This is a genomic window from Acidobacteriota bacterium (assembly GCA_038040445.1).
Classification (GTDB): Bacteria; Acidobacteriota; Blastocatellia; order UBA7656; family UBA7656; genus Onstottus_A; species Onstottus_A frigus.
Genome location: JBBPIG010000029.1, coordinates 62,518 through 87,189, shown reverse-complemented (window position 1 = coordinate 87,189; position 24,672 = coordinate 62,518). Strand labels below are relative to the sequence as shown.

Annotated in this window: 13 protein-coding genes; 9 read left to right on the top strand and 4 right to left on the bottom strand. The window is 55.0% G+C overall.

What is annotated here, in order from left to right; genetic code table 11:
• From AABO57_24460 to AABO57_24445, 4 genes are all read left to right on the top strand, one after another.
• The coding region (locus AABO57_24460; protein ID MEK6288884.1) for an RHS repeat-associated core domain-containing protein at window positions 1–1,481 on the top strand (1,481 nt) is incomplete at its 5' end.
• Window positions 1,482–1,718: 237 nt separating this feature from the next.
• On the top strand, window positions 1,719–2,102 hold the full coding sequence (locus AABO57_24455) for a hypothetical protein (GenBank protein ID MEK6288883.1): 384 nt from the start codon (window positions 1,719–1,721) through the stop codon (window positions 2,100–2,102).
• A 228-nt stretch (window positions 2,103–2,330) separates the two neighbouring features.
• A complete protein-coding gene (locus AABO57_24450; protein ID MEK6288882.1) occupies window positions 2,331–3,560 on the top strand; it encodes an RHS repeat-associated core domain-containing protein in 1,230 nt (409 codons plus the stop codon).
• 58 nt (window positions 3,561–3,618) lie between these two features.
• On the top strand, window positions 3,619–4,587 hold the full coding sequence (locus AABO57_24445; protein ID MEK6288881.1) for an ankyrin repeat domain-containing protein: 969 nt from the start codon (window positions 3,619–3,621) through the stop codon (window positions 4,585–4,587).
• Between the two features lie 226 nt (window positions 4,588–4,813).
• Here the strand turns inward: AABO57_24445 and AABO57_24440 are convergent, their stop codons facing one another.
• The gene (locus AABO57_24440) at window positions 4,814–6,685 is read right to left on the bottom strand and encodes a tetratricopeptide repeat protein (protein MEK6288880.1); all 1,872 of its coding nucleotides are present in this window, start codon (window positions 6,683–6,685) and stop codon (window positions 4,814–4,816) included.
• A 269-nt stretch (window positions 6,686–6,954) separates the two neighbouring features.
• Between AABO57_24440 and AABO57_24435 the strand changes: the two genes are divergently transcribed.
• The gene (locus AABO57_24435; protein MEK6288879.1) at window positions 6,955–9,921 is read left to right on the top strand and encodes a putative LPS assembly protein LptD; all 2,967 of its coding nucleotides are present in this window, start codon (window positions 6,955–6,957) and stop codon (window positions 9,919–9,921) included.
• 55 nt (window positions 9,922–9,976) lie between these two features.
• Here the strand turns inward: AABO57_24435 and AABO57_24430 are convergent, their stop codons facing one another.
• The 3 genes from AABO57_24430 to amrB form a co-directional block, all read right to left on the bottom strand.
• Complete coding sequence (locus tag AABO57_24430) at window positions 9,977–12,895, bottom strand: putative Ig domain-containing protein (protein MEK6288878.1); 2,919 nt, start codon at window positions 12,893–12,895, stop codon at window positions 9,977–9,979.
• A gap of 258 nt (window positions 12,896–13,153) precedes the next feature.
• Window positions 13,154–13,711 carry an AmmeMemoRadiSam system protein A gene (gene amrA / locus AABO57_24425; protein ID MEK6288877.1) on the bottom strand — a complete coding sequence of 186 codons (558 nt, stop codon included), beginning with the start codon at window positions 13,709–13,711 and terminating at the stop codon, window positions 13,154–13,156.
• Between the two features lie 80 nt (window positions 13,712–13,791).
• Window positions 13,792–14,610 carry an AmmeMemoRadiSam system protein B gene (gene amrB, locus AABO57_24420; protein MEK6288876.1) on the bottom strand — a complete coding sequence of 273 codons (819 nt, stop codon included), beginning with the start codon at window positions 14,608–14,610 and terminating at the stop codon, window positions 13,792–13,794.
• A gap of 572 nt (window positions 14,611–15,182) precedes the next feature.
• Between amrB and wecB the strand changes: the two genes are divergently transcribed.
• The 4 genes from wecB (at window position 15,183) to AABO57_24400 (ending at window position 24,564) form a co-directional block, all read left to right on the top strand.
• Complete coding sequence (gene wecB / locus AABO57_24415) at window positions 15,183–16,295, top strand: UDP-N-acetylglucosamine 2-epimerase (non-hydrolyzing) (GenBank protein MEK6288875.1); 1,113 nt, start codon at window positions 15,183–15,185, stop codon at window positions 16,293–16,295.
• A 445-nt stretch (window positions 16,296–16,740) separates the two neighbouring features.
• On the top strand, window positions 16,741–19,797 hold the full coding sequence (locus AABO57_24410) for an FG-GAP-like repeat-containing protein (GenBank protein MEK6288874.1): 3,057 nt from the start codon (window positions 16,741–16,743) through the stop codon (window positions 19,795–19,797).
• A 607-nt stretch (window positions 19,798–20,404) separates the two neighbouring features.
• Complete coding sequence (locus AABO57_24405; protein MEK6288873.1) at window positions 20,405–21,874, top strand: glycosyltransferase; 1,470 nt, start codon at window positions 20,405–20,407, stop codon at window positions 21,872–21,874.
• A gap of 422 nt (window positions 21,875–22,296) precedes the next feature.
• Window positions 22,297–24,564 (top strand): PQQ-dependent sugar dehydrogenase, encoded by a 2,268-nt coding sequence (locus AABO57_24400; protein MEK6288872.1) that lies wholly within the window; start codon window positions 22,297–22,299, stop codon window positions 24,562–24,564.
• Window positions 24,565–24,672: the final 108 nt, after the last annotated feature.

Here is a 24,672-nt window from a genome sequence, read left to right as displayed (position 1 = left end):
ATGAGATCGACGTATTCACGCTTCAGGATAACTACACAAATCCCGCTGAGCCCACTGAAGCGATGACCTTCAGTCAATACGGCATAGTGGATTTCAAGGTCCAGTACTGGAACGGAACGGCCTGGACTGCGGTGACTGACGGAGTGGTTACCGGCAACAACAAGGTGTGGAGGAAGTTCTCTTTCTCAAACATCACCACCGACCAGATCAGGGTGCGAGTAACCAGCGCATTGGCCAGTTACAGCCGAGTCACTGAGATCGAGGCCTACCAGCCGAACAACTCCGCCTATGACGCGGCGGGCAATGTCACTAACGACGGAGTACACAGCTACAGCTACGACGCAGAGAACCGACTGGTGAGCGTGGACAATGGAGCGACTGCCTCCTACAAGTACGATCATCAGAATCGCCGAGTGAGCAAGGCAGTCGGATCAAGCTTGACTCATTATGTGTGGCAGGGCTCGCAAGTGATAGCCGAGCACGACGCGACGACACCATTGCCGGGGTACGGGCAGCCGCCCTATCAAGTGCAGTCAGCGCGAGTCGACTACGTCTATGCGGGCGGCAAGATGGTGTACAGCACGCAGCGAACGAGCAGCACTGGCGCCTGGATGGAGAGGTATTACCTGGGCGACCGACTGAGCACGAGGGTTGTGCTGGACGCGAGCGGCAATGTGTTAGGCCGGCAGGGACACTTGCCGTTCGGGGAGGACTTCGCAGAGAGCGGCACGCAGGAGAAGCATCATTTCACCTCATATGAAAGGGACGGAGAGAACGGAAGCGACTATGCGATCAACAGGCAGTACTCACAAAGCACAGGTAGATTCATACGCGTGGATCCGTTCAGCGGAAGTAGTCAGACAGGCAACGCTCAGAGCCTGAACCGATACTCTTATTCGCAGAATGATCCAATCAACGGATTCGATCCGCTTGGGCTGCTGAGAGTGATATGTTCAACAACCATTTCCGGAAGTATCTGGCGATACGAGGGTATTATACTTGGAGTTTCCGTGAGCGCGAATTCATTCTGCATGATCGTCGCCGACGCTGGCATGAGCAGAGGCGAGGGCTCCAGCGGCCCCGATCTCCTTGATCTCTTGAAGAAATTCTGGGATCTGAATCCTTGTGAAAAAACAGCGGCGATGAATACTCCGTTCCCTTTTCTCGAAGGGATCGTAGAAGCTGAGAGAATAGCGCAAAAGGTCGCCAAGGCGTTTGGTGACCAAGATAATGACTATGGCAACGCTGTGAAGCACTGCACATGGAGTTGCGAAATGGCAAGAAGAACAAATCAATATTGGGCTGAGCAATGGGGAACCGCTCACGAATGCGATAAGAAGGGAAGAAAGGACAGGGATAGGAGCGCGCTGATGGATCTTCATAACAATGCAGTGGGACGAGAGCTTGCCAAGAAACCTGAGAGCGAAGGCTCCTGCGCGACGCTCTGCTCACGGTGCAAGGATATCCAAACGAGCCCTTGAGAATTGTCTGACTGAATGAGGATCATTAGCTGCGAGAGGTAGTATTGTCCTGAAACTTCCAAAACGAAACCTCCGCCTAATTTGCGGGTAAAAATCGGCATAGAGATCATGAGACCTTTGCCTTGTTATCTGACGTAGCATTTTGGCGAGAAAGGAGTTTAGACTTTGCTTAGAACCTCTTGCAGTATTCTATTGCTCGCTACTTCTTTGTGTATAGGTTGCAGACAAGATCACAGAGTGACCAATGACCCCTCAAGCAAGGTCGTTAAACTACGCGACGAGTTGATAAGCTTGGCTGAAGGGAAGATAGCCGAGATTAGAGACGAGTTAGAACCAGAAGAGCGCTACGTACTGCTTTACGGTTACGGTCGCCCCTTGAGGTCTCTAGCTATTCCTCCTGCGTTATTAACGAAATTGGAGGACATAGCCCCGCCTCGAGACTACGAGGTTTATGTTCTGGTACATACTGAGGGCGATGATATCCTAGAGTATACAAGGTGGGAACCTGTCAATGAGAACTGGCATCCCGGTTTGTCGCCAATGCCGCTATTAATAACTGGCAAGCGGTATAGGATCAGCATGGGATTGAACAAAGAGGTCACCGTGGAAACTGAGCGTTGAACTGAAGATCGCGAACCGAAGAGAGTCAAACAACGCAAACCAACCCAGGTTGTCCAAGAATGAGGGCCAGGCCTGCGATTCTGCAATTTCCCCTCTTTGACTGTTGGGCCTTATCAGTCAAACAGCGTCGGGAGGAACAGCAAACAGCGTCGGGAGGGGTCTGGCTTGACTTTGTTGACATTGGGGCAACGGGGGAGGATGGGCCGATGCAACTGGCGGCTACCCGGATTGGATACAAGTGGACTTCAGCGGGAGCAAAACGATCACGAGATAGATGTATTCACCTTGCAGGATAATTTCAGCAATCCACAAGAGCCGACCGAGCAGATGACCTTCAGCCTGTACGGTGTAACCGAATATCAGGTGCAGTACTGGAATGGGTCTTCCTGGCAAACAGTGTCTGGAGGAAGCGTAACCGCCAACAACAAGGTGTGGAGGAAGTTCAGGTTCTCGGACATAACCACGAGCAAGATCAGAGTATATGTGACGAATGCGGCCGAGGCGCACAGCCATGTTACAGAGATAGAGGCGTATCAATCGGCGACCAATTACAGCTACGATGCAGCAGGAAATGTTACGAATGATGGCGCGCACACTTACAGCTACGACGCAGAGAACCGCGTGGTGAGCGTGGACAATGGAGCGACTGCCTCCTACAAGTACGATCATCAGAATCGCCGAGTGAGCAAGGCAGTCGGATCAAGCTTGACTCATTATGTGTGGCAGGGCTCGCAAGTGATAGCCGAGCACGACGCGACGACACCATTGCCGGGGTACGGGCAGCCGCCCTATCAAGTGCAGTCAGCGCGAGTGGACTATGTGTATGCGGGTGGCAAGATGGTGTACAGCAGGCAGCGGACGAGCAGCACTGGCGCCTGGTCAGAGAGGTATTACCTGAGCGACCGTCTGAGCACGAGGCTTGTGCTGGACGGTCTCGGCAACGTGATAGGCCGGCAGGCTCACTTGCCGTTCGGGGAGGATTTCGCGGAGAGCGGCACGCAGGAGAAGCATCATTTCACCAGTTATGAGAGGGATGGTGAGAGTAGTACAGACTATGCGGTGAGTCGCCAGCACTCAGGAAACGTAGGGAGGTTCATGACTGCTGATCCGTACAAACCAAGTGCATATTTGATAGACCCAGAAAGTTGGAACCGGTATAGTTACGTACAGAATGATCCGGTAAATTTCACCGATCCTACGGGGTTGTTCATGTTGGCCCCAAGGTTTCCCTACGACGTCGTCATTATTACGCATCCTGACACAGACACCACTCCAACAGACACCACTCCACCTGATGCAAAGGGACCGGGTGGGGGTGCAGCTCCTAGTACTCCGCTGCGGCCGGGTGAGACCAGCGAACGAATAAAATCATTCTTCGATAGAACACCATGTGCACAGGCCTTGAGGAATATTTTCGGACCAAACGCCACAAATAAGATTGTCCATAAAGCCGAGTAACCGTCAGTGGCGAGCCAAGCGCTGCCTTGGTGTTCCCGTCTTAGTCGGATTGAATTCAGTGGGGGGTGATGAAGGCGTTGCGGTGCGCAGAATTGTGCTGTTGCTCAATTCGCGATATTTCAACGAAGAGGATTTGACAAAAGTGTTCACGGCTCTCGCGTCTGAGTATAGTGAGCCGGACTTGCTCTCCATAGATGCACACACAGATCAAAAAGAAGCGAGCGAAGAAATTCGCGCGGCCCTATCTAATGTGATAATCGATGTTGGAGCTTCGACCGATCGCGAAGGAGCGGCTCCGAGCCTCTCGGCGGCGGGTCGCATAGATTCCTCGCTCCGGGCCGAGTATTCTCGAATGCAGGGCGAGGAAGTTTTTCACTATGAGGATCCAACAACGCAGGAGTATCGGACCATTACGATAAAGTCCAAGACTATTCAATACACAGAGAACATCAGCACGGATTTATTACTCGCGGCCCAAGAAGGTGATATCTCAAAGATACGCTCGATACTAGCCAGCTATGCTGATAGTAGAGTCAGCGCGAAAACCAAGTCGATAGCGATTCTACGTGCAGCATTAAATGGGCATGACGACGTTGTAAGAATACTGTTAAAAGAAGCGATAGACGTACGAACCCAGACGGAGGGGGGTTGGACACTCCTGATGATAGAGGCTTCGCGTGGCGATCTCGAAATTGTGCAGCAGTTGTTAAATATGGGCGCAGAAGTGAATGTTAAGGATCCAAACGGTAATTCGGCGCTCCTTTCGGCGGCTTACAAGGGGCACGTTCAAATAGTTAAAGTGCTTTTGGACAATGGGGCTAAGGTTGACGCAAAGGACAATTCTGGAGTTACTTCTCTGATGGAAGCAGCGGCAACCGGAAATTCGGAGATCGTAAAGGAACTGTTGGCGCGCGGTGCCAATGTAAATCTGAAGAGCGATGGGGGCAAAACGGCATTGATTGTGGCTAGAGAGCGCAATCAAGTAGCCGTAGCGGATCTGCTGAAAAAGGCTGGCGCCAAAGAATAAACAAACCCAACACCAAGATGGGGCCCCAAGATGGTGCCGGGCTTGCAATATTGCAATTCTGAACGATGCTCCTAAGATCACTCCGCTTGGCTCGAGCAGTAGCACGTGGGCTTGGATATCGAGGTATTACCTGAGCGACCGCCTGAGCACGAGGCTCGTGCTGCACGTAAACGGCAACGTGATAACCTTATTCGCGTCTGGATATTTTTGAGTTGAAGCTAAAGAGTTAGTCTCTCGTGAACTCGACGGCGACCGCATCGCCCGCGAATTTGGATTGGCCGGCGATTGGCTTGAAGTAAATGTACGCGATCTTATTAACGCTTCCGCAATTCACTTTTCCCTCAAACTGTGGGTCCTGACTATAAAACTCCAACTTGTCTTTGTCGCTGACCGCGAAGCGCAACAGATCATCCTTCGTGTTGACGACCAACGTCCACTTTCCCGCTTTGCATTCGATCGAAACGAGCACGCCGCGAATCGTCTGTGCGCCCTCGATCTTCAACGTCGGTCTTCTAATGAGGCGTGGAGGAGCCGGCTGACCCGGAGTGCTCGTTTGAGGCTCGGTGCTCCTGTCGGCATCCGTCCCTGATCGAGCCAGCTCGGAAGGAGTCGGGGCCGGCCGCGTGGCGTACTCAATCATTTTCATTGTCGACTCGGCGGAGGTTTTCAACCCAGGATCGGCATCGGCGGAGAGCAGCGGTTCAAGCGTCTTTTTCGCCGCCGCGTAATCCTGCATCCGCGCCTGAAGCAGCGCGAGGTTAAGAAGGAAGTGTTTGGTTTGCGGTTCAAGTCGAATAGCGGTCTTTAAGCTCTCCGCGCCCTCCTTAAGGTTCTGCCCGGTGGCCAGCGACAAGAAGCCAAGTGCGGCATGCGAGTGCGCAAAGCCGGGCATGAGCTTGATCGAAGTCCGCAGCTCCTCTGAGATCGTCTGCGCGAGCGCCGGTGTGATGCCGCCTGGCGCCTGCTGCTGCAGCGCCTGAGCGTAGTAGTAATGTGCAAGATGACTCATCGAGCCGCGCGTTGCTGCCTGCTTGTAGTGCTCCAGCGCTTCAGTGTAGTTGTTGCGCCGCATCGCGACAAACCCAAGGCCTTCGTAGGGCCGCGCCAGCTCAGGTTCGGCCGCGACCGCTTGCTTGAAGAGCGCTTCAGCCTCGTCCATTCGATTGGTGCGCGCCAACAGGTTGCCCAGGTAAGACTGCGCTTCGCCTTCTGAAATCGGTCTTACTGCAATGTCCTTCTCGCCTTCAGTGCTCGCGAGCGTGTAGATGTTGGCCGTATACGAACTCCTGCCGATGTAAGACCGGATCTGCTTTTCCATTTCTACCGGGCTCACCTTGAACGCCTGAGCGAATGCGCGATCGTCGGCGACGCCCTGGTTGATCAGCCTGGCGAAGTCGGCCATCTGTGGTTGGCGAACGCTCTTGTCGCCGAACATCATATAGTGGCAAAGCGCCCACGATTCGGCGTAGAAGATACTTTGTTTGTCGCGCTCGTTGTAAATGGGCGAACCGTGGCGAACGGCTATGAGATCCTGAAGCGGTATGAAAGTTTTGTCGCGCAACAGCAGAACATGCCGCGATATTGGGGACCCAAGCGTCACCTCGTTGTCGTCCACATCGAAGCTCGAGTAAAGCTCTGCGAGGCCTTCCTTCAGCCACACCGGCCACTGACGCGGGGTAGCGCTTGTCAGCAGATGTGTGTACTCGTGGTAGATGAGGGACATCGGACGTTCCTGGTTAGCGCTGATGTCCACAGCGATGAGGTTTTCGTCCTGCCCGGACTGGAAATAACCCGCAAGGTTTGCCGGCTTCCCGTTGTACAGAGGCTTGTAGGGTTTGAAGGAGCCGTCGTGCTTGAACACCATCACGGTCGTCGGGAGTGAACGCTTCAGGGGGAGATTGAAAAGTTTTGAGAAGACGAAATGAAACTGCTCGAGCTTGAGCGCAAGCCTGCGAGTTCCGCCCTCGTCAGCATTGCTGATGATGTTGAAGTTCTTGGTGGTGAGGTTGATCCACTTGTCCTTGGCTTGAGCGGGCGTCGCCAACAGAGCAAGCACCATAGAAGCCAACAGCACGGTTTTCACGTGAAGTCTCTTCATAAAGAACTCCTGGGCACGGATTGAGCGAGGGATTGACCGGCAGTTGTTTCAACTACTGCTGTCTGAGCGAAAAGTATGAGCGCTACTCGTCGACGAAGTCAACACATGCGAGTCGTGCCCTTCAGCGCATGGGTGATCGTAGATTAGTGCAGTATTGGAAAGGGCCGCCGCGCGCGCTCCCGTTCAATTGGCGTTAGCCCACCGACATTGCCGTTCGCAAAAACCGCGTGTTAGTATCGACCTACTCGTGCGGAGGTTTCTTTAACTCAATGGTCCGCTTCCCGAAGCAGCTTTCTATCACCTTGTCTCTCTTTCTTCTGATCGCGCTTAACTCGGGGCCGATCCTCGCGCGCCAGGTCGTCAGGCAACAATCCCAACAGGCGCCGAAGGTTCAGGAGGAATCGGAGACTCAAAAGGACAAACGCGCTCGGAAGGCTGAGCGCAGGAAGGCAGCGGATGCTGAAAAGGAAACCGCCTCGCCCGCGCCGCCGGGCGCAGCTACCGACGAGGAAACAGTTGAGATCATCTCTGACAAGCAATCCAAGAACGGCGATCTTTTCTTGCACGAGGGTTACGTGAACGCGACGCAAGGCGAGGTTCGTTTGCAGGCTGATCGCGTGACCTTCAACAACACAACAGCCGATATGATCGCCGAAGGCAACGTGATCTTCGATCAGGGCGCCGACCAGCGAGTTACCGCGCGCCGGGCTGAGATCAATTGGACGACTAAGAAAGGCATATTCTGGGAGACGACCGGTTTCACCAATCGAACGCAGACCGGCGATTATGTTTTCTTCACCGCCGCGCGAGTCGAGAAGACAGGACCAGACACCTACGAGTTATATGATGCGGAGGTGACCGCCTGCGAAGACGTGATTCCCAAGTGGAGCTTCAAGACCAGACGCGCCGAGTTAAAGATGGGCGATCGCGTGGTCATGCGCAACGCAGTGTTTAAAGTGAAGACGCTTCCCGCGTTCGTGCTGCCCTATGTGTGGATACCGGCGACAAGGAGAGAGCGCAAGTCCGGCTTTTTGTTGCCGAGCACCGGCAACTCGAATCAGAAAGGCCGCACGCTCAAGCTCGCCTACTACCAGACGCTGGGCGAATCGGCCGACATCACGTTTCGCGGCGATATCTACACTCAGCGCGGGATAGGAATGGGCGCCGAGTTTCGCGCGCAGACGGACGAGAATTCATACTTGAGGCTCGGCGTATTCTCGGTGAAGGACAGGCTGTTCGGACCTGCGGGCGAAAATCAGGGCGGCACTGCGTTCATCGGCGAAGGCGTGCAGCACCTCGGGCACGGCTGGCTGGCAGTAGGAAACGTTTCGCTGGTTTCGAGCCTCGCCTTTCGCCAGGTGTTCTCCGACGACATTGCTCAAGTCATCGACCCGAGACGCGAATCCACTTTCTATGCGAACAACAACACGGGCGGGTTCAGCTTCAACTTTCTAGCGGCGAACGAAACCACCACGCTTTTCAGGCCAAGTCGGGATCCTCAGACGCCCGGGGCAGGAACCAACTTTGACATCAAGATTCGCCAAGCGCCGGAGATCAATATGACCGTGTATCCGCGGCGCATCTTCGAAGGCAAGCCGGTCTATTTTTCGTTCGCCTCGACGATTGGCGCGCTCAAGCGGGAGGAGACGATCGACTCCAACGTCAAGCTGGTCACACCGGCGGCGGTTCAGCGATTCGACTTCCAGCCGAAGATCACCGTGCCACTTGCGACTATCGCCGGCGTCGCAATTACTCCGAGCCTGACCCTGCGAGAAACCTTCTACAACAGCAGCCTTGATCCCAGCGTGCCGGCCTTTGATCCGGAGGTGTTCACATTTGATCCAAAAGATCCAAGACTTAATCCGACCCGCATTGAGTTCAAACCCCAACTAAAGCTGTTCGACCGCAACCAACTCGACCCGATCAGCGTCGAGGCAATCTCTCGCCACTACGCGGAGGCCGAAATTGACATCAGGCCGCCCTCACTCGAGAAAACGTACACGAACGAGGATGGCGCCGCGCGGTTCAAGCACCTGATTGAGCCTTACATCACCTATCGGCTGATCCGCGGAATCGGAGATGAGTTCAACAAGGTCATCCGGTTCGACGATCGCGACGCGGTGGCGAACACTAACGAGTTCGAGTACGCGATAGTAAACCGATTCTTCACCAGGCAGTTTGCTTCCGATTTGACCCGGAAGCGTTTCAGAGGACCTCGCGCGCCGCAGGATATGAACCCAGTGCGGCCGGGCAAGCGAGACAAAGCCGATCGCGAGAAGGACGGGGCACGCGAAGCAGCAGAGACTAAGACCGAACCGCCGGCGACCGAGACTCCAGCGGCTTTGCAAAAGGAGCAGAGCAACCCCGAGCCGGCGCAAACCTCGGAGAAGAAATCACAGCTCGAGACGGGTCAAAAGGCTGAATTGAACGCTAAAGACCGCGTGGACCAGCAGAAGCAAGAGACGAAGAAGGGCGCAGACAACGATAACAAGCAGACCAGATCAACCGAAACTATTGCCAGCAACGAGAACGCGACACCACAGGCTTATGAAGTCTTAACCGTCAAAGTTGCGCAGAAGTATTTCTTCGACCGGAGCTTTGGCGGCGCGTTGATCGAAGGACGCCGCAACCAGTTCTATCCCATCAACACGCTGTCGGGTTTTACGTTTGGCGGCCGCGCGCGCAATTTCTCGCCGGTTAATGTTGCCGTCCGCTACCGGCCGATCTCGTCGGTGTATGCAGATCTGAGAATGGACGTAGGGAGCGACGACGGCGTTCGAAACGTCACAGTCGGCGGTGGGATGAGAACAGACAAGTTGACGGTCTCGGCCAGCTATTACCTCTCGCGTCAAACCAGGCTCGAGCCGAATGGATTCGAGCCGGGTACATTCCCTGGCGATCAGGTCTCGACGACGGTGCAGTTGGGAGATGATCTTCGCGGAATGTACGGGGGCGCGCGGGTAAGCTACGATTTCACGAACCGATTCATCAGCGAGACGGATCTGTCACGGGGCCGGCTGATGAACTCGCGCAGCTACGTAGGCTATGCCTGGGACTGCTGCGGAGTGCAGTTCAACTACAACACGTTCAAGGCCGGGCTCCGCAGCGAGGGCGCGTGGTCGTTCACATTCACGCTGGCGGGATTGGGGAGTTACGGAACGGACCAGTTTTCTCAATTGGGCGGCGGCCGCGGGGCCCGCAAACGCGGAAAGCGAATGGGTGATGATTTCCCGTGAGACGGTCCGTGGACGTGCCGATGACTCACGAGGCGCCGGTCGAGACCCCGGCGCTTTACTCGACGGTGAATGAGAAGGGCGCCGAGAACACCCCGCCCGGATTGACTATCCTTATTTGGTGACTCCCCTGTGCGAGCGCAATCGGCTTCAGAACAAACGAACCATCGCTTACTGTGGCTGAAGTTTGGTTGCCGTCTACCAGCAACACCGCTGCGGGATTGATTCTGTCTCCCAGCACGATCAGCTTTCTCCCGCCTTTATATTTCACTTTCCTGATCGCTGGTATCGTTTCAGGATCTATCAAAGCGATTTGTATGTTGGCCGTCGCGCTAACAGACGCTTGATCGCGAACGGTTACGATCAGCGTGAACACACCGGCGACAGTTGGAACACCTGAGATAAGGCCCCCGGTTGAATTAAGATTCAATCCGGAGGGGAGCGCTCCCGAAGTGACCGACCACGTGTACGAAGGCGTTCCCCCTGTTGCCTTGAGCTGGTAGCTGAACGATGACCCTTTCAGCCCTTCAAGAGGGGGCACAGTGGACGCCAGGAGCGGTGGCGCGACTACCGTAATCGACAAAGCCTTGCTGCCCGTGCGCGACTCAGCGTCGGCTGCCATCGCACTAAAGCCGAATCCCCCGGTCGCAACGGGTGTGCCCGATATCATTCCCGTCGCAGTCGCGAGGCTAAGCCCTGCGGGAAGCGCGCCCGCAGTCACCGCCCACGAATAAGGCGGCTTGCCTCCGGTTGCATTCAATTGCTGACTGAAAGCTACTCCCTTAATGGCCGAGGGAAGCGAAGATGTTGTTATCTCGACTGGCGGAACAACCGGAGCGGTCACCGAGATCGTCAAAGCCTTCTGTGCCGTTTGAGATTTTGAATCGGTCACCTGCAAGGTGACAGCAGAATTGCCGGTCGCAGTAGGCGTGCCAGTGAGAGCCCCCGTGTTGGGATTCAAGCTGAGCCCCGGCGCAAGCGTGCCCGATGCTACTTGCCAATTGTAGGACGGCGTGCCTCCGGTTGCCGTAAAGACATGCGTGAAGAATGTTCCCATCACCGGTGCAAGAGATGAAGGGCCGTCTATTGATGGCGGGGGTGACGGCGGGCCCGGGTCGCCTACTGTGATGGTAACGTTCGCCGACATCTGGCCAAACAAGCCGGGGCCTTGCTGATATAACTGCCACTGAAAATCGTAAATACCTGCTCGACTGGGCGCGAACGCTTGAAACAACAACTCCATCTGCTCGCCTGGAGCGACAGGCGAACCAAACCAGGGCACGGCGTTGCCTCCCCAAGTCACGTTGTTAGCAGGATTCTGTGAGAACACTCCGAACCCGGCCGCTCCGTCCCACGTTTTCGAGCCGGTATTGATCCATCTGATGGTAGCGAAAAATGCCTGGTCTGGATTCAGCTTTGCCGGTACGTTCTGCGAAACAAACTGCGAATCTACTCCTGACGAAGGTGCGATCACCGTAATGGAAAGGGGCTTCTGAGCGGACACATTTTGAGGGTCCGTCACCTTGACGGTGAAGTCGGAAGTTCCGATTGCAGTCGGTGTGCCGCTGATGACGCCGTTTGGGAACAGGTTGAGACCGTCGGGCAGCGAGCCTGAAATCAAGCTCCAGCTATAGGGAGTCGCGCCTCCGGAAGCAAGAAGCTGTCTCGAGAAAGTGCTTCCAACCGTGGCGATTCCCAGTGGCGAGGTACTAAGAATTGTCAAAGGCCCGGCGCCATCGCCAGTGGCCGGGTAAACGAAGGTGATTGCGTTTATGTCGTCTTGACGAATTGACGCGCAACGGCCATCGAAGTGAGCACGGCCAGCCATTGTGGCGTCGGAAAACTGTGAGTGCCCTAAACCGAGCGCGTGACCCAGTTCGTGTGTGGCTATCTCGCGAACAATACAATGCTCGCCAAAATCGCAGCTTGCGTAAGGGTTGAACGATATGTGGCCGGTGGCGGCCCTGACAAAAGTTGTTCCGTTAATTACCTTGGTTTGACTGGAGTCCCAGCTCACGCCTCCGATCGCGAGAACACTCGCACAATTGGGACTGGGCGGAAACTGTCCGTCACAATTGTTAAACACTATGGTGTTCACGTCGCGCGGATAGCAGCCGCCGTCCGGGCCGCCGTTTACGACCCTCAGAGAGCAGGCGGGTACCGTCGACCAGGCTTCCATCGCAGCGGAAATGTCATCCATTATCAGCGGACTTGGCGCTCCATCGGGGTTAACCATAAAAACAACGGGCTGGCCGAGATCGGGCTCAAACCATCGCGGCGGCGGTGACGTTATGAAAGTGAACTGCGGCTCGAGCTCGCCGGCACTGCCGTGGTTATACTCGGAGGGCGCGGCGAGCATTGGAGTGTTTCTGTAATGAGTCCCGTCAAAATTCTCAGATCGTTCTCGATTCGCCTTTAGCCGCCTCTTCACCATCTCGCGATAAGCTGACAATTCCATCCGGCTCGTGGCTACGCCGCCAGCCGTATGAGATCCGCTTTGTAGTACCGATGTGTTTTTGTCGGGAGAGGCGCGAACAACGATTTGTTTGCCGGTTGCGGCGTCGTCGATGATGGAGAACTTGCCCAGAAACATCTGGTAGACCCGCAGACTCCCGTCGCGCCATGTATCGAGGTAAAGCAGGACGTTCTCGCCCTTCTCGAACCCGGGCGTGCCGAAAACGATGCTCCCCCGATTGCCTGCTTGCCCGCCGTTTTCCTTCAGTACGATCTCGCGCTCGGACACTTGTCCTTTGAGCACCTCCCGGACGCGCAGCCGCACGTAGGTGAAGATGCGACCCGTTTGATCGTCAGCTTGACAGCTTACGGAGAGGACCTTTCCCCGTACAATTGCCCGCGCCCCGATTATCAGATCGTCATCGGTGGGGATAGTAAAAGTGGACGCTTGAGCGCTAGCGGCGCAGAAGAACACCAGGTAGAGCGCCAGCAACCTCGTGCCGGCTTTCATGTATGTCGACATGCAGCCTCCGTTAAAAGGGGGGCATCGCTTAAGAGTCACTGACGAGTGGGAGCCGCGTCTGAATGTGACCTTGCGGATTATCGAAGTAGGTCAATACCAAATCGGTACTTCGGGTGCCGCATCGAAATCAGGGGCTTTGCTCTTCCTGAGCCTGCTGACGAAGGGCTATCGTATTCCGGGCAATAAAATACTCGTTAAACCGTTGCGGTGTCAATTCAATAGTCTGACCGACGATTCAGGGACTCACCTGGCGGGCGGTCAGTCTTCTCCTCCGAAGCGCGTGATGGAGAATCGCTCGGTGCGAACCGGAGTGCCCGGTCTGATTCCGGCTTTAGAATGCACAGCAAGCCACTGCTCTTCTACCGAATCTATGCCGTGAATTCGAGGGAGCAAGAGGCCGCGGCGCAATCCGTCCAAAGTCTCTATGATGACCCCATAGACTAAATGATCAAGGTCATCCGGTCCGCGCGCTGGTTCGGGCGTCGAGAGTACGTCCACGCCATATCTCAAGTGAGACAGTTCAGTTGTTGATATCGGGGGAAACCGAGGATCGCGCGTCGCCGCGCTGATTGCGTTATGAACTATCTCTTCGGCGACGTTCGAGTGCGCGGGTTCGATGGTTCCGATGCACCCTCGCAGTTGACCTTCTGAGGACCTCAGCGTAACGAACGCGCCAGCTCGCGTCGCAAGCACGCCGCAAGGGTCAACGGGCGGCTCGATGACGGTTCCATAACTTACGAATGTCTCGATCGCCATCCTTGCGAGTTCTTGCGGTAATATGTCATTGGGCGGGCGGTTCATTGTCTTTTTGCTCATAGCACCCCTGATGTGTCAGGGCGACGAAATGAAACGGGGTCACGAATCACGCACTACGAATCACGTTTCGCGATCACGGATCACTCATCGGTTCGGTTCGCGTCGGCGAGCACTGCGACCATGTAGCCGACGCCGAATGGGCCCTCGTAGCTCAGAACTTCATGATCGCGCAGGTGCTGACCTACGGTCCCGAGTGCGATCACGATAGACCTGTATCCACATTCGCCGGCTCGGTTCCTCAGATCGGGATCGACGTCGATTACACCATTGGCATCGCCACGCGCGATTGCGCTGACGATCTGCTCATCAAACAAGTGTGCAGTCGGCTCGTACTCGTATGGCCCGTCTACAACCAAACGATGGCTAAGGTCTCCGCTTGCGACCAGAGCTACGCGTCGATTGATCGCGCCGGCGGCCCCGGCGATCGCGCGCCCGAATGCCAGATGCTCGTCGTTCGATTGAAGCGTGAAGCCGATGACGACTGTTCGCCCGCGCCAACCTGCTTCGTGGAGATAATACAAAGGCACAAGCGCTCCGTGATCGAGCGGATAGTCTCCAACAAGCTCGCGCAACTCGACGCCTTCGACCGACGCCGCGTGTTTAATTGCGCCAAGCATCTCGAGGTCATTTGGAAAGGTCAGCTTGACCGCGGGCGCAGAAAACTCACGGAAGTCACCAATGAGGGCCGCAGTAGAACGCGCAGTAAACGCGCGAGCGTCGAGCGGCGAATGTGGAGAGATAACGACGACGGTCTCAGGCCGGGCTTGTATGAGTCGGCGGGAGAACTCCCGCAGGGCGCGTTGTGACTCGGCCACCTGCTCGATTCGCCTGCCGCCGACTTCGGGCACGAGAAGTGGCGGATGCGGCGCTATTCCTGCGAATACGATTGAGCCGAGCACGATGTACTCCTTCTAACTTTTGAAGGGTTTCAGCGCGTTTGTGGAGATCATTCAACAAAACGGCGAGCACAAACTGCGTTTCGTCGAGCCGCAGTGAACCTTGTCCTCGCCACCCCCGTTTGTATGGCCGACTTGCTCAAGTCAGATGATAACCCTCGGAATTTTGGAATTGCAATTCCATGAGATCCCAATTCTCAAGGGCCTATCAGCCTGCTTCACATATGCATCCGAATTCACGGCGCGCCTGGCAGACGGTCGACAGGGAGAGAATACTCACTCACTCCTGAGCTGCCCCTTAATAGCGCGCTCCTTTCGTAGCGTTGACAACGGTATGATGCTATGGTTGAGTCCCGCTACTGAAGCTCGCTAACCCTCAAGGTGTCGCGGAGCCTGATCAAGTTTGAATGGTTCGGGCGTCGCTGAGCTTCGGACGAGTCGTTCGCGATGGGCCTGGCGTGTTCAGTGTTGGAACAAACATCGGAGAACATAAGCAGTTGTCTGTAAGGAGGGCCGATGCCAGGCACGGCGGCGCAATGAATAACTCAGGACCGGCAGGCTCGTAAGAGAAGATGATGCGACGCAAGATTGTCACGATTGTGGGGACACGTCCTGAAGTCATCAAGATGGCGCCGGTCATTCGTGAGATTGAGCGACGCAAGTCCATCTTCGAGCACACGATCGTCACCACGGCGCAGCACCGCCAGATGCTTGACCAGGTTCTTGAAGCGTTCGCAATCGAGCCAGACATCGATCTGGGACTGATGGAGCCGAACCAGGATCTTGCCGGGTTTGCCTCGCGCTCACTGCTAGCGCTTTCAAACCTGTTTTCGGAGGTTAAGCCGGACGCCGTTCTGGTTCAGGGCGATACGACAACCGTGATGACGGCGGCTCTGGCGGCGTTTTATAAGGGCATTCGAGTGGGACACGTCGAGGCTGGCTTGAGATCGTTCGATCGGTATCAGCCGTTCCCAGAGGAGATTAATCGCCGGCTCGCGAGCTGTCTCGCCACTATGCACTTTGCACCGACCCCGCGCGCGCGTCTTAACCTGTTGCGAGAAGGAGTGCCCGAGGAGAACATCTTCATCACCGGAAACACAATAGTTGACGCTCTCAACTCTATTTCTCCTGGAGCGAGTTTTGACGATCACAGCCTGGCGGGCTTGGATCGCAATGGCAACCGTGTGCTGCTTGTCACTGCGCATCGCAGGGAAAATCACGGGCAGCCACTGCGTTCAATCTGCAATGCCCTGAAGATTCTCACGAGCAGCTTCGCCGATCTTGAGGTGGTTTATCCAGTACACTTGAATCCCAACGTAGCGGCGGTGGTGCGAGAGGAACTGGGCGATAACGACAGAATTCACCTTGTCGATCCTCTCTCTTATGCTGATATGTTGAGGCTGATGAAGCGCTGCTACCTGATTTTGACGGATTCGGGTGGCGTACAGGAAGAGGCTCCGTCGTTTCGCAAACCCGTGCTTGTGCTCCGAGAAGTAACAGAGCGCCCGGAACTGATCGAAGCGAATGCGGGAAGGATGGTTGGCACGGAAACTACGGCGATTGTGGATGCTGCTGCGCGTCTGCTGACGGACGCAGCGGAATACACAAGTATGTCGGCGGTCGAGAATCCGTTCGGTGACGGGCACGCGGCCGAACGCATTGCGGACATATTGTCTCGATGTTTTTGATGCCGCGCAGGGACCGACCTTACTTACGCGTCTTTAACAGATGAACGCACATCCCAAATCAAGAGTGTGGTCCTATTCAAAAGTGTTGACAATGGTACGGTGCTATGTTTGAATGCCGCTACTGAAGCTCGCTAAGCCCCTCAGAGTGTTGTGAAGGTATTGACCCGGTTGAGCTGGTTCAACCCTCACTGAGCTTTAGACCTGAAGTCCGATTTAACGTGCCTGGCGCATTTTTCGGGCAAGCCCCTTGCAGGTTGACAAATAGGTATCCAAGATCAAGCAGCGACTGTCTGTGACAAGAGGCGACGCTGGCCAGTTGGCTCCCTTTTCTACCGTGATCTTCGAGCCCTGCCTAGCTGTGGGAACGCGTCAAGTCCTAACTACTGTCCAAGCTTGTGAGTTTAACTGAAGGCGAGCGCCCGCGAACCTTCTGGTGGAGGCAAGTATGGAACGCGTTCTGAATCGAGTTTCGTTCAAAGCTATAATTCTATCTATATGTCTGTTGTGGTCGGCGCAGTCTGCGCTGGCGACTACAGTGATTCGCCCGCTCGACGACGACATGATCGTTGGGGCGAGGGCGATCGTCACCGGCAAAGTTGTCGAGATCCAGAGTTCCCTTGACGAGCAGGAAGATCGCATTTACACCTACATAACAGTTCGGGTCAGTGAGGTTATCAAAGGGCAGATAGCCGAGCGGAGAATCACTATCAAAGAACTCGGGGGCGTTGTCGGCGATCGCGTCAGCGTCGTCTACGGTAGTCCTCAGTTTAAGCGTGGCGAAAAAGTTTTGCTCTATCTGAGCACTCGCGATGATGGGAGCTTACGCACTTATCAATTATTTCTCGGCAAGTTCTCTCTTGTGATAGACGACACGACCGGTAATAGATTTGCGGTGCGGGATACCGGCGGCGAAAACGTAACTGTGATAGGGGCCCCTCAAGGCCAGCCGCAGGGTGATACCACCGACCGCATGGAGCTCTTAGCTTACGCTGAAATGGTGCGAACCAAACTCGCGGTCAATCTGGAACGTTCGCAGGCTTTTGAGGAAGCTTACTTCAAGAACACTCCCGTGCTGGCCTCGCCGCCCGGCTTCGTCGGCTCTAAGCATCAGTTGCAGCCGGAGTACACATTTCTGGGGAACAGACGATGGTTTCAGCCCGATTCCGGTCAGCCTGTTCCCTATACGATCAATCCTAATCCTGGATCACCGGCAGTTGTACTTAACGCCGCCGATATGGCGGCCGCTGCAGGCGCCTGGTCAGGTGTGCCGGGCTGCTCTTTGAATTTGACCCCTTCCGGTAATCTCGACAGTTGCTACACGCAAACCGGCACTCCCGCCATAAACCTCGTCTCCAACAATTGCGACGGGATGAACCAGGCCACATCTGGTTGCGCCAACATACTGGCGATCGGAGGATGGAGTGGAGGTGGTTCTCAGACCAGGGTCCTCGGAGGTATAACATTCGGCCAAATAACCCAGGGATTCGTGTCTTTTAATCCTTGGGCGAGTTGTTACTTCAGCAATGCCTGCAACCTTCGTGAAGTCGCCACCCATGAGATCGGCCACGCGCTGGGGTTTGGACACTCGGCCGATTCAACCGCGACGATGGCCGCGTTCGCACACTTCGACGGCCGATGCGCGTCACTCCGATCGGACGACTCCAACGGCGCTGCTTTCCTCTATCCCGGATCGAGCGGACCAGGCCCGTTGGCGGTTGTGACTTCTTCACTGCCCGGCGGCACGGTCGGAACCTCGTATTCGCAAACGCTCACGGGATCTGGGGGGACGTTGCCCTATGGCTGGAGCCTGGTTGCCGGTCTGGGCTCGTTACCGCCGGGCCTGGGCCTGAGCAGTGGAGGAGTCATCAGCGGCAACCCCACTACAGTTGGAACCTACAATTTCACCGTCAAGGTGACTGACGCCGTGCCGGCTACGGCGCAGAAGGCCTTGTCAATTGCCGTAGTGGTGGCTGGCGTTCCGCTTGCCTCACAGTTCGTTTCGCAGACGACGCCCACGACTGCAACACCCGGTCAGTCAATGAGCGTAAACATGAAGTTCTTAAACACGGGCACCGAGACATGGGGAGGTTCGGTATTCTACCTGGCTTCGCAGAACCCGGCGCTCAACTCAAGCTGGGGCGGCAACGGGGTCTCGTTAGTCAACCTCTCTATCGGTCCCGGCCAACAGCTTGACCTCACTTTCACCGCCACGGCGCCGTCGGTATCCGGCACACACAACTTCCAATGGCAGCTATACAAGAATGATGGGACGGGATTCTTTGGACAGATGTCGACAAACGTAGCGATTCAAGTGGGAAGCGCACCTCCTCCCACAAACAACGCGGTCTTCCTTTCGCAGACGGTGCCTACATCGATGGGCGCAGGTCGGACTTACAGCGTTTCCGTCACAATGCGGAACAGCGGCACTAGCACCTGGGCTGCGGGCAGTTACTATCTCGGCTCGCAGAATTCGCAAGGCAACTATACCTGGTCTTTGAATAGAGTCGATCTTGGTTCGTCTGTTGCCCCAGGCTCCGATGTCACCTTCGCTTTCAACGTCAACGCTCCTACAACTCTCGCAGCCTACAATTTTCAGTGGCAAATGGCTCAAGATGGCGTGGGCTATTTTGGAGCTATGTCGACAAACGTTTCGGTTAACGTGTCTTTAGCGAAATCACTTTGCGATTTCGACGCGGACAAAAAGGTCGATGTTTCCGTATGGCGACCCTCAGACGGATTCTGGTACATAATCAATAGCTCGACCGGCGGAGGTAGAATTCAAGGCTGGGGCGAGAGCAACGACATACCCGTGCCAGGCGATTACGACGGCGATGGAAAGTCTGATCTGGCGATATGGCGTCCTTCCACTGGAGTTTGGTGGATCATCAACAGCTCCGATGGCGCTGTCAAATCCCAGCAATGGGGCCTGGCTGGAGATAAGCCAGTGCCAGGAGATTACGATGGAGAGGGAAAGACAGACTTAGCAGTATGGCGACCATCAAACGGGTTTTGGTACATCATCGATAGCTCGACTGGTGGAGGCAGATCCCAAGGCTGGGGTGTCAGTACCGATATTCCGGTGCCGGCAGACTACAATGGAGACGGAAAGACCGACTTGGGCATATGGCGTCCATCAACCGGGACCTGGTGGATCATAAACAGTTCGAATGGCTCTGTTACTACAAAGCAATGGGGCGCGAGCGGAGACCAGCCAGTGCCCTCAGATTATGATGGAGACGGCAACGCTGATCTTGCAGTATGGCGTCCCTCGGACGGATTCTGGTACATCATCAACAGTTCCACTGGCGGCGGCAGATTCCAAGGTTGGGGCCTCGTCACTGATGTTCTGGTGCCGGCAGATTATGACGGAGACGGAAAGTCCGACCTGGCAGTATGGCGTCCGTCAGATGGCAACTGGTGGATCATAAACAGTTCGAATGGCTCTGTGACAACAAAGCAATGGGGCATGACCGCAGATAAGCCAGTGCCCGGAGTTCCATAGTCCGAAGCGGACGCTGATGTAGCTTAAAGCTTTGTATACCTGCTCGGCCGATGCGGCCCGTTCGTCGGTAGCAGCCTCTGCAGGAAAACGCAGCCCGCGTCGCACCCGAGAAGCGGCCGTCGGTGACAAGCGCGACGTCGCGGAATAAGCTCATCAGCCGTTTGACTGGTGGAACGGGGTCATTATCACGCGCTCGAAACTCTTTGGACGCCGGATTCCGAGTAAAGCCTCCCTCCACAATGCTGCGATGATCCCACTAGTTAAACCCAGAAGGATCGAATCAGCGTCAAAGTCCGACGACGACTCGAACCCCATTCGCTGTTCAGAATTAAACTTTAGAACTGCCAATACTTGAGCTACGGCCCTAGTTCGGGTTTAGGCAGCATCCCATCTCCATCTCATCTCCATCTAGACAACGCATTATTCATGCTAATAGAATACGAACTCCTTTAGTACCCCACCACGCTTTTATATAAGCGTATGGGTTTGCGGGCTTGATTCGATTACAAGCAAGAGAATTGACCAGGTCTTCACCGGAGGGGGTTAGTGTACTTCGATGATTGCGCTAAGGTCGTAAACCAGGGCGAGAAGTTGAACTTAATCTAAGATGAAAGCTACCGATTCGCTCCTTTATCAATTGCCAATATATGAGGACACCATTGCAACCTCATTTCGGCTGAGTGTTTTGGTGCCCGTGTACAACGAGCGTCACGTGGTCGAGGCGAGCTTGCGCCGCGTGCTGGCGCTGGGACACGAGGTTATCAGCAATCTCGAACTGATTGTAGTGGACGATTGCAGCACCGACGGCACGCGCGAGATTCTGGAACGGATGGCCAATGAAGACGACCGCATTACCTTGCTTCGCCACGGGCGCAATCAAGGCAAAGGCGCTGCGATTCGCACTGCAATCCAGGAAGCGACGGGCGACATCATCATCATCCACGACGCCGATCTTGAATATAATCCTGCGGATATTCCATCTTTGCTCGTGCCGTTCGCTAAAGAGGGCGCTGATGCTGTATTCGGTTCGCGCTACCTCTCGGCACCCTATCGCCGAGCCTTGATGTATCGGCATACTATGCTTAACAAGTGGCTGACGACCCTAGGTAACTGGTTCACTGATCTTACGCTGACCGACATAGAGACTTGCTACAAGGCGGTGAACGCGACACTGTTAAAATCCATCCCTCTGCGTAGCAGTGACTTTCGTTTCGAAGTAGAAATCGTGTTCAAGCTAGCGAAGCGCCGCGCCCGCATCTTTGAAGCGCCAATTCGCTACTTGCCGCGAAGCTACGAAGAAGGAAAGAAGATTCGCGCCCGCGACGGCATACTCGCTCTTCTTGCGATGATCCGTTTTTGGCTAATAGATGATCTTTATAAGGAAGACCAATACGGATCGCACATACTCATAAAGCTTGAGCGGGCGCGGCGATTTAATATGTACACGGCCGATGTATTGCGCCCGCATATTGGCGATCGAGTGTTGGAAATAGGCGCCGGCATCGGGAATCTGACAAACCAATTCATTCCTCGCGAGTTATACGTTGCCTCGGACATAAATCCTAACTATCTGCACTACCTGCGTTCGTATTCTATCGGCAAGCCTTATCTGCGGGTGATGCATATTGATGCTGGGAACCGAGAACACTTCGCCGGCTTGGAAGGTCAGTTCGATACGGTGGTGATGCTCAACGTGCTTGAGCACCTGCCCGATGAGCGGCAGGCGTTAAGTAATCTGTGGTCTGCGCTTGAACCGGGCGGGCGAGCAATCATACTAGTTCCGCACCACCCCGCGCTGTACGGCACGCTAGACGAGGCGCTGGAACACCGCGAGCGGTACACAGTCGCCGGGCTAGAGCAGGCACTCACCACCACCGGGTTTCGCATTGAGAGGATATTCGACTTCAACCGTTTTTCTGTCCCGGGCTGGTGGCTTAACGGCAAGCTGCTGCGCCGAAGAAGATTTTCTCGCGTGCAACTCAAAATAATAGACACGATGATGCCAATCCTGAGAGGCATTGATCACATATGGCCTTGGACCGGCCTCAGCATCATCGGCATCGGCATCAAAGAATAGACCTTCTAATCTGCTAAAGACTCTCCGGCGAGACTGCGCGATAATTCATTTCGAGCTCTCCTTTACGCGTCCGATCTTTTCAAAAACAGCAGTAAGTAGCACTCGGCGTTGCCTTCGGAGTTGACGGTAGGCACAACGTTGATGCCTTTGGCCGCCTTCTCTAGCGAGCTTGGTTCTCGCAAGGGGTTTCCTCTTGATTGTTTGACCTCGATAGCCAGAGTCGAAACGCTTTTTCTGTACTTTCGATGCTTCTTTGGTACAATCGCATTGGAACAAGCCAAGTCCTCGGCAACGAAACTGAACACTGCGTGGGAACGGGGACTGACTTGAAAGATAGAATCGCAAAACGAACGCTTCTGGTCGCCCCGCCTTCGTAGACTGGTCGGTTGCCCCCAACCTAATGACACCGGAGGAGAGTTAGAATGGCTAAACCAGGGATTAGAAAAGTCCGATGGCTTGCGCATTCATCTACCATCTTTTTGATACTAATCTCTCTAATGGAGAGCCCAGATCGATCGACTGCGTCGCTTGCTTCAACGCCGCTGACAACTATTCAACTTCAGCCAGTAGTTACGACAGGCCTGTCCTCCCCGCTTTATGTGACGAATGCACACGACGGCAGTAATCGGCTCTTAATAGTGGAACAGCCCGGCAGGATCACGATGCTCCAGCCGGGACAGAACTCGCCCACAGTGTTCCTGGACATCACATCAAAAGTCTTGTTTGGTGGGGAGCAAGGTCTGCTAGGTCTCGCCTTTCATCCGCGGTTCGGAATCAATGGCCGTTTGTTCGTCGACTACACCCGTCAGCCTGATGGCGCGACTGTGATTGCCGAGTATCACGTATCGCAGAGTAATCCGAACATAGCAGACACGGAAGAGACCGTGATTCTTACGATCGCTCAGCCTTTCGCAAATCACAACGGCGGCATGATTGAATTCGGGGCCGATGGTTTTCTTTACGTGGCGATGGGCGATGGAGGATCGGGCAACGATCCCGGCAACCGCGCGCAGAATATCGACGAGCTTTTAGGCAAGATACTTCGGATAGACATCGATCATCCGAATGGTTCGGTGCCCTATTCATCACCCTCAGACAATCCATTCTTCGGCCCCACTCCCGGTCGCGACGAGATCTTTGCTTACGGGCTGCGGAACCCGTGGCGCTTTTCGTTCGACCGGAATACGGGCCAACTCTACGTTGCAGACGTCGGACAGAATGCATTCGAAGAGATCGATATTGTCACTCGAGGAGGCAATTTTGGCTGGCGCGTGTTTGAGGGCAACCACTGTACCAATATTGACCCTCCTCTGTGCAGCGGGAGCGGTTTTGTTTTCCCGATAGCCGAATACGGGCACGCAGTAGGCTGTTCAATAGTTGGCGGATATGTATACCGCGGGCCCATCGGGACACTGCCGAGCGGAGCCTATGTGTATGGTGACCTTTGTACGGGCGAGATATTCGTGCTGCAGAACGGCTCCCAGAGTGTGTTGCTCGATACGGCTCTCACTATATCGTCGTTTGGCGAAGACGAAGCTGGTGAGATTTACGTCGTCGGGCTTGGAGGCACAGTTCACCGGATTGTTAATCCCGATTCACCCTGTTCCTTTTTTGTTTCGCCATCGAGTCGAGTTTTCAACGCACGCGGAGGACCTGCAAGCACGGTCGTCACTGCGCCCGAGAACTGCAGTTGGACTGCTATAAGCAACGCTAGCTTCATCACCATCACGGCCGGAAGCGCCGGGACAGGCACCGGAGCGGTCAACTATTCCGTGGCGGCTAACCCCGGAGGATCTCGCACCGGCACGATAACCATAGCCGGCGAAACTTTCATAGTCTCGCAGACCGCCAAGGGAAACCTATATGACTTCGATGGAGATAGCAGGACGGACATAGCAGTATGGCGACCATTAGATGGATTTTGGAACATCATCAACAGTTCTACTGGAGGTGGCAGATTCCAAGGCTGGGGCCTCAGCACCGATGAGCTTGTTCCCGGTGACTACGATGGCGACGGCAACACCGATCTAGCAATATGGCGACCATCAGACGGCAATTGGTGGATCATAAATAGCTCCGACAGTTCATTGAGACTCCAGAACTGGGGCCTCAATGGAGATGTACCCGTCCCGGCAGATTACGACGGAGACGGTAAGATAGACTTGGCTGTGTGGCGACCATCGGATGGATTCTGGTACATCATCAACAGTTCTACAGGAGGAGGAAGATTCCAGGGCTGGGGTGTGAGCACCGATAAGCTGGTTCCGGGAGACTACGATGGCGATGGCAAGACTGATTTGGCAATATGGCGACCTTCAGATGGAAACTGGTGGATAATCAACAGCTCAAATGGATCCGTGAAAGTTCAGAACTGGGGGCTCAATGGAGATGTGCCTGTTCCAGGAGATTATGACGGAGACGGGAGGACAGACCTGGCTGTTTGGCGTCCATCGGATGGAATCTGGTACATCATAAACAGCTCAACGGGCGGAGGAAGGTTTCAGGGCTGGGGCCTGAGCACTGATAAGCTTGTACCGGGAGACTACGATGGCGACGGCAAGACTGACGTGGCAATATGGCGACCATCAGATGGAAACTGGTGGATCATTAACAGCTCGACCGGCACGGTCAAAATACAGAACTGGGGTCTGAGTAGCGATGTGCCTCTGCCTTCAGTTTTCATTAGATGATGTAGTACTGTCGTAAATGGTCGGACAACTTAATGTTCTACCACTGTTCCCGGCTATGATTGGGTTGGCCACGCGCCGGCCTCCGCATTCTCGGCATCGGCGCCGAAC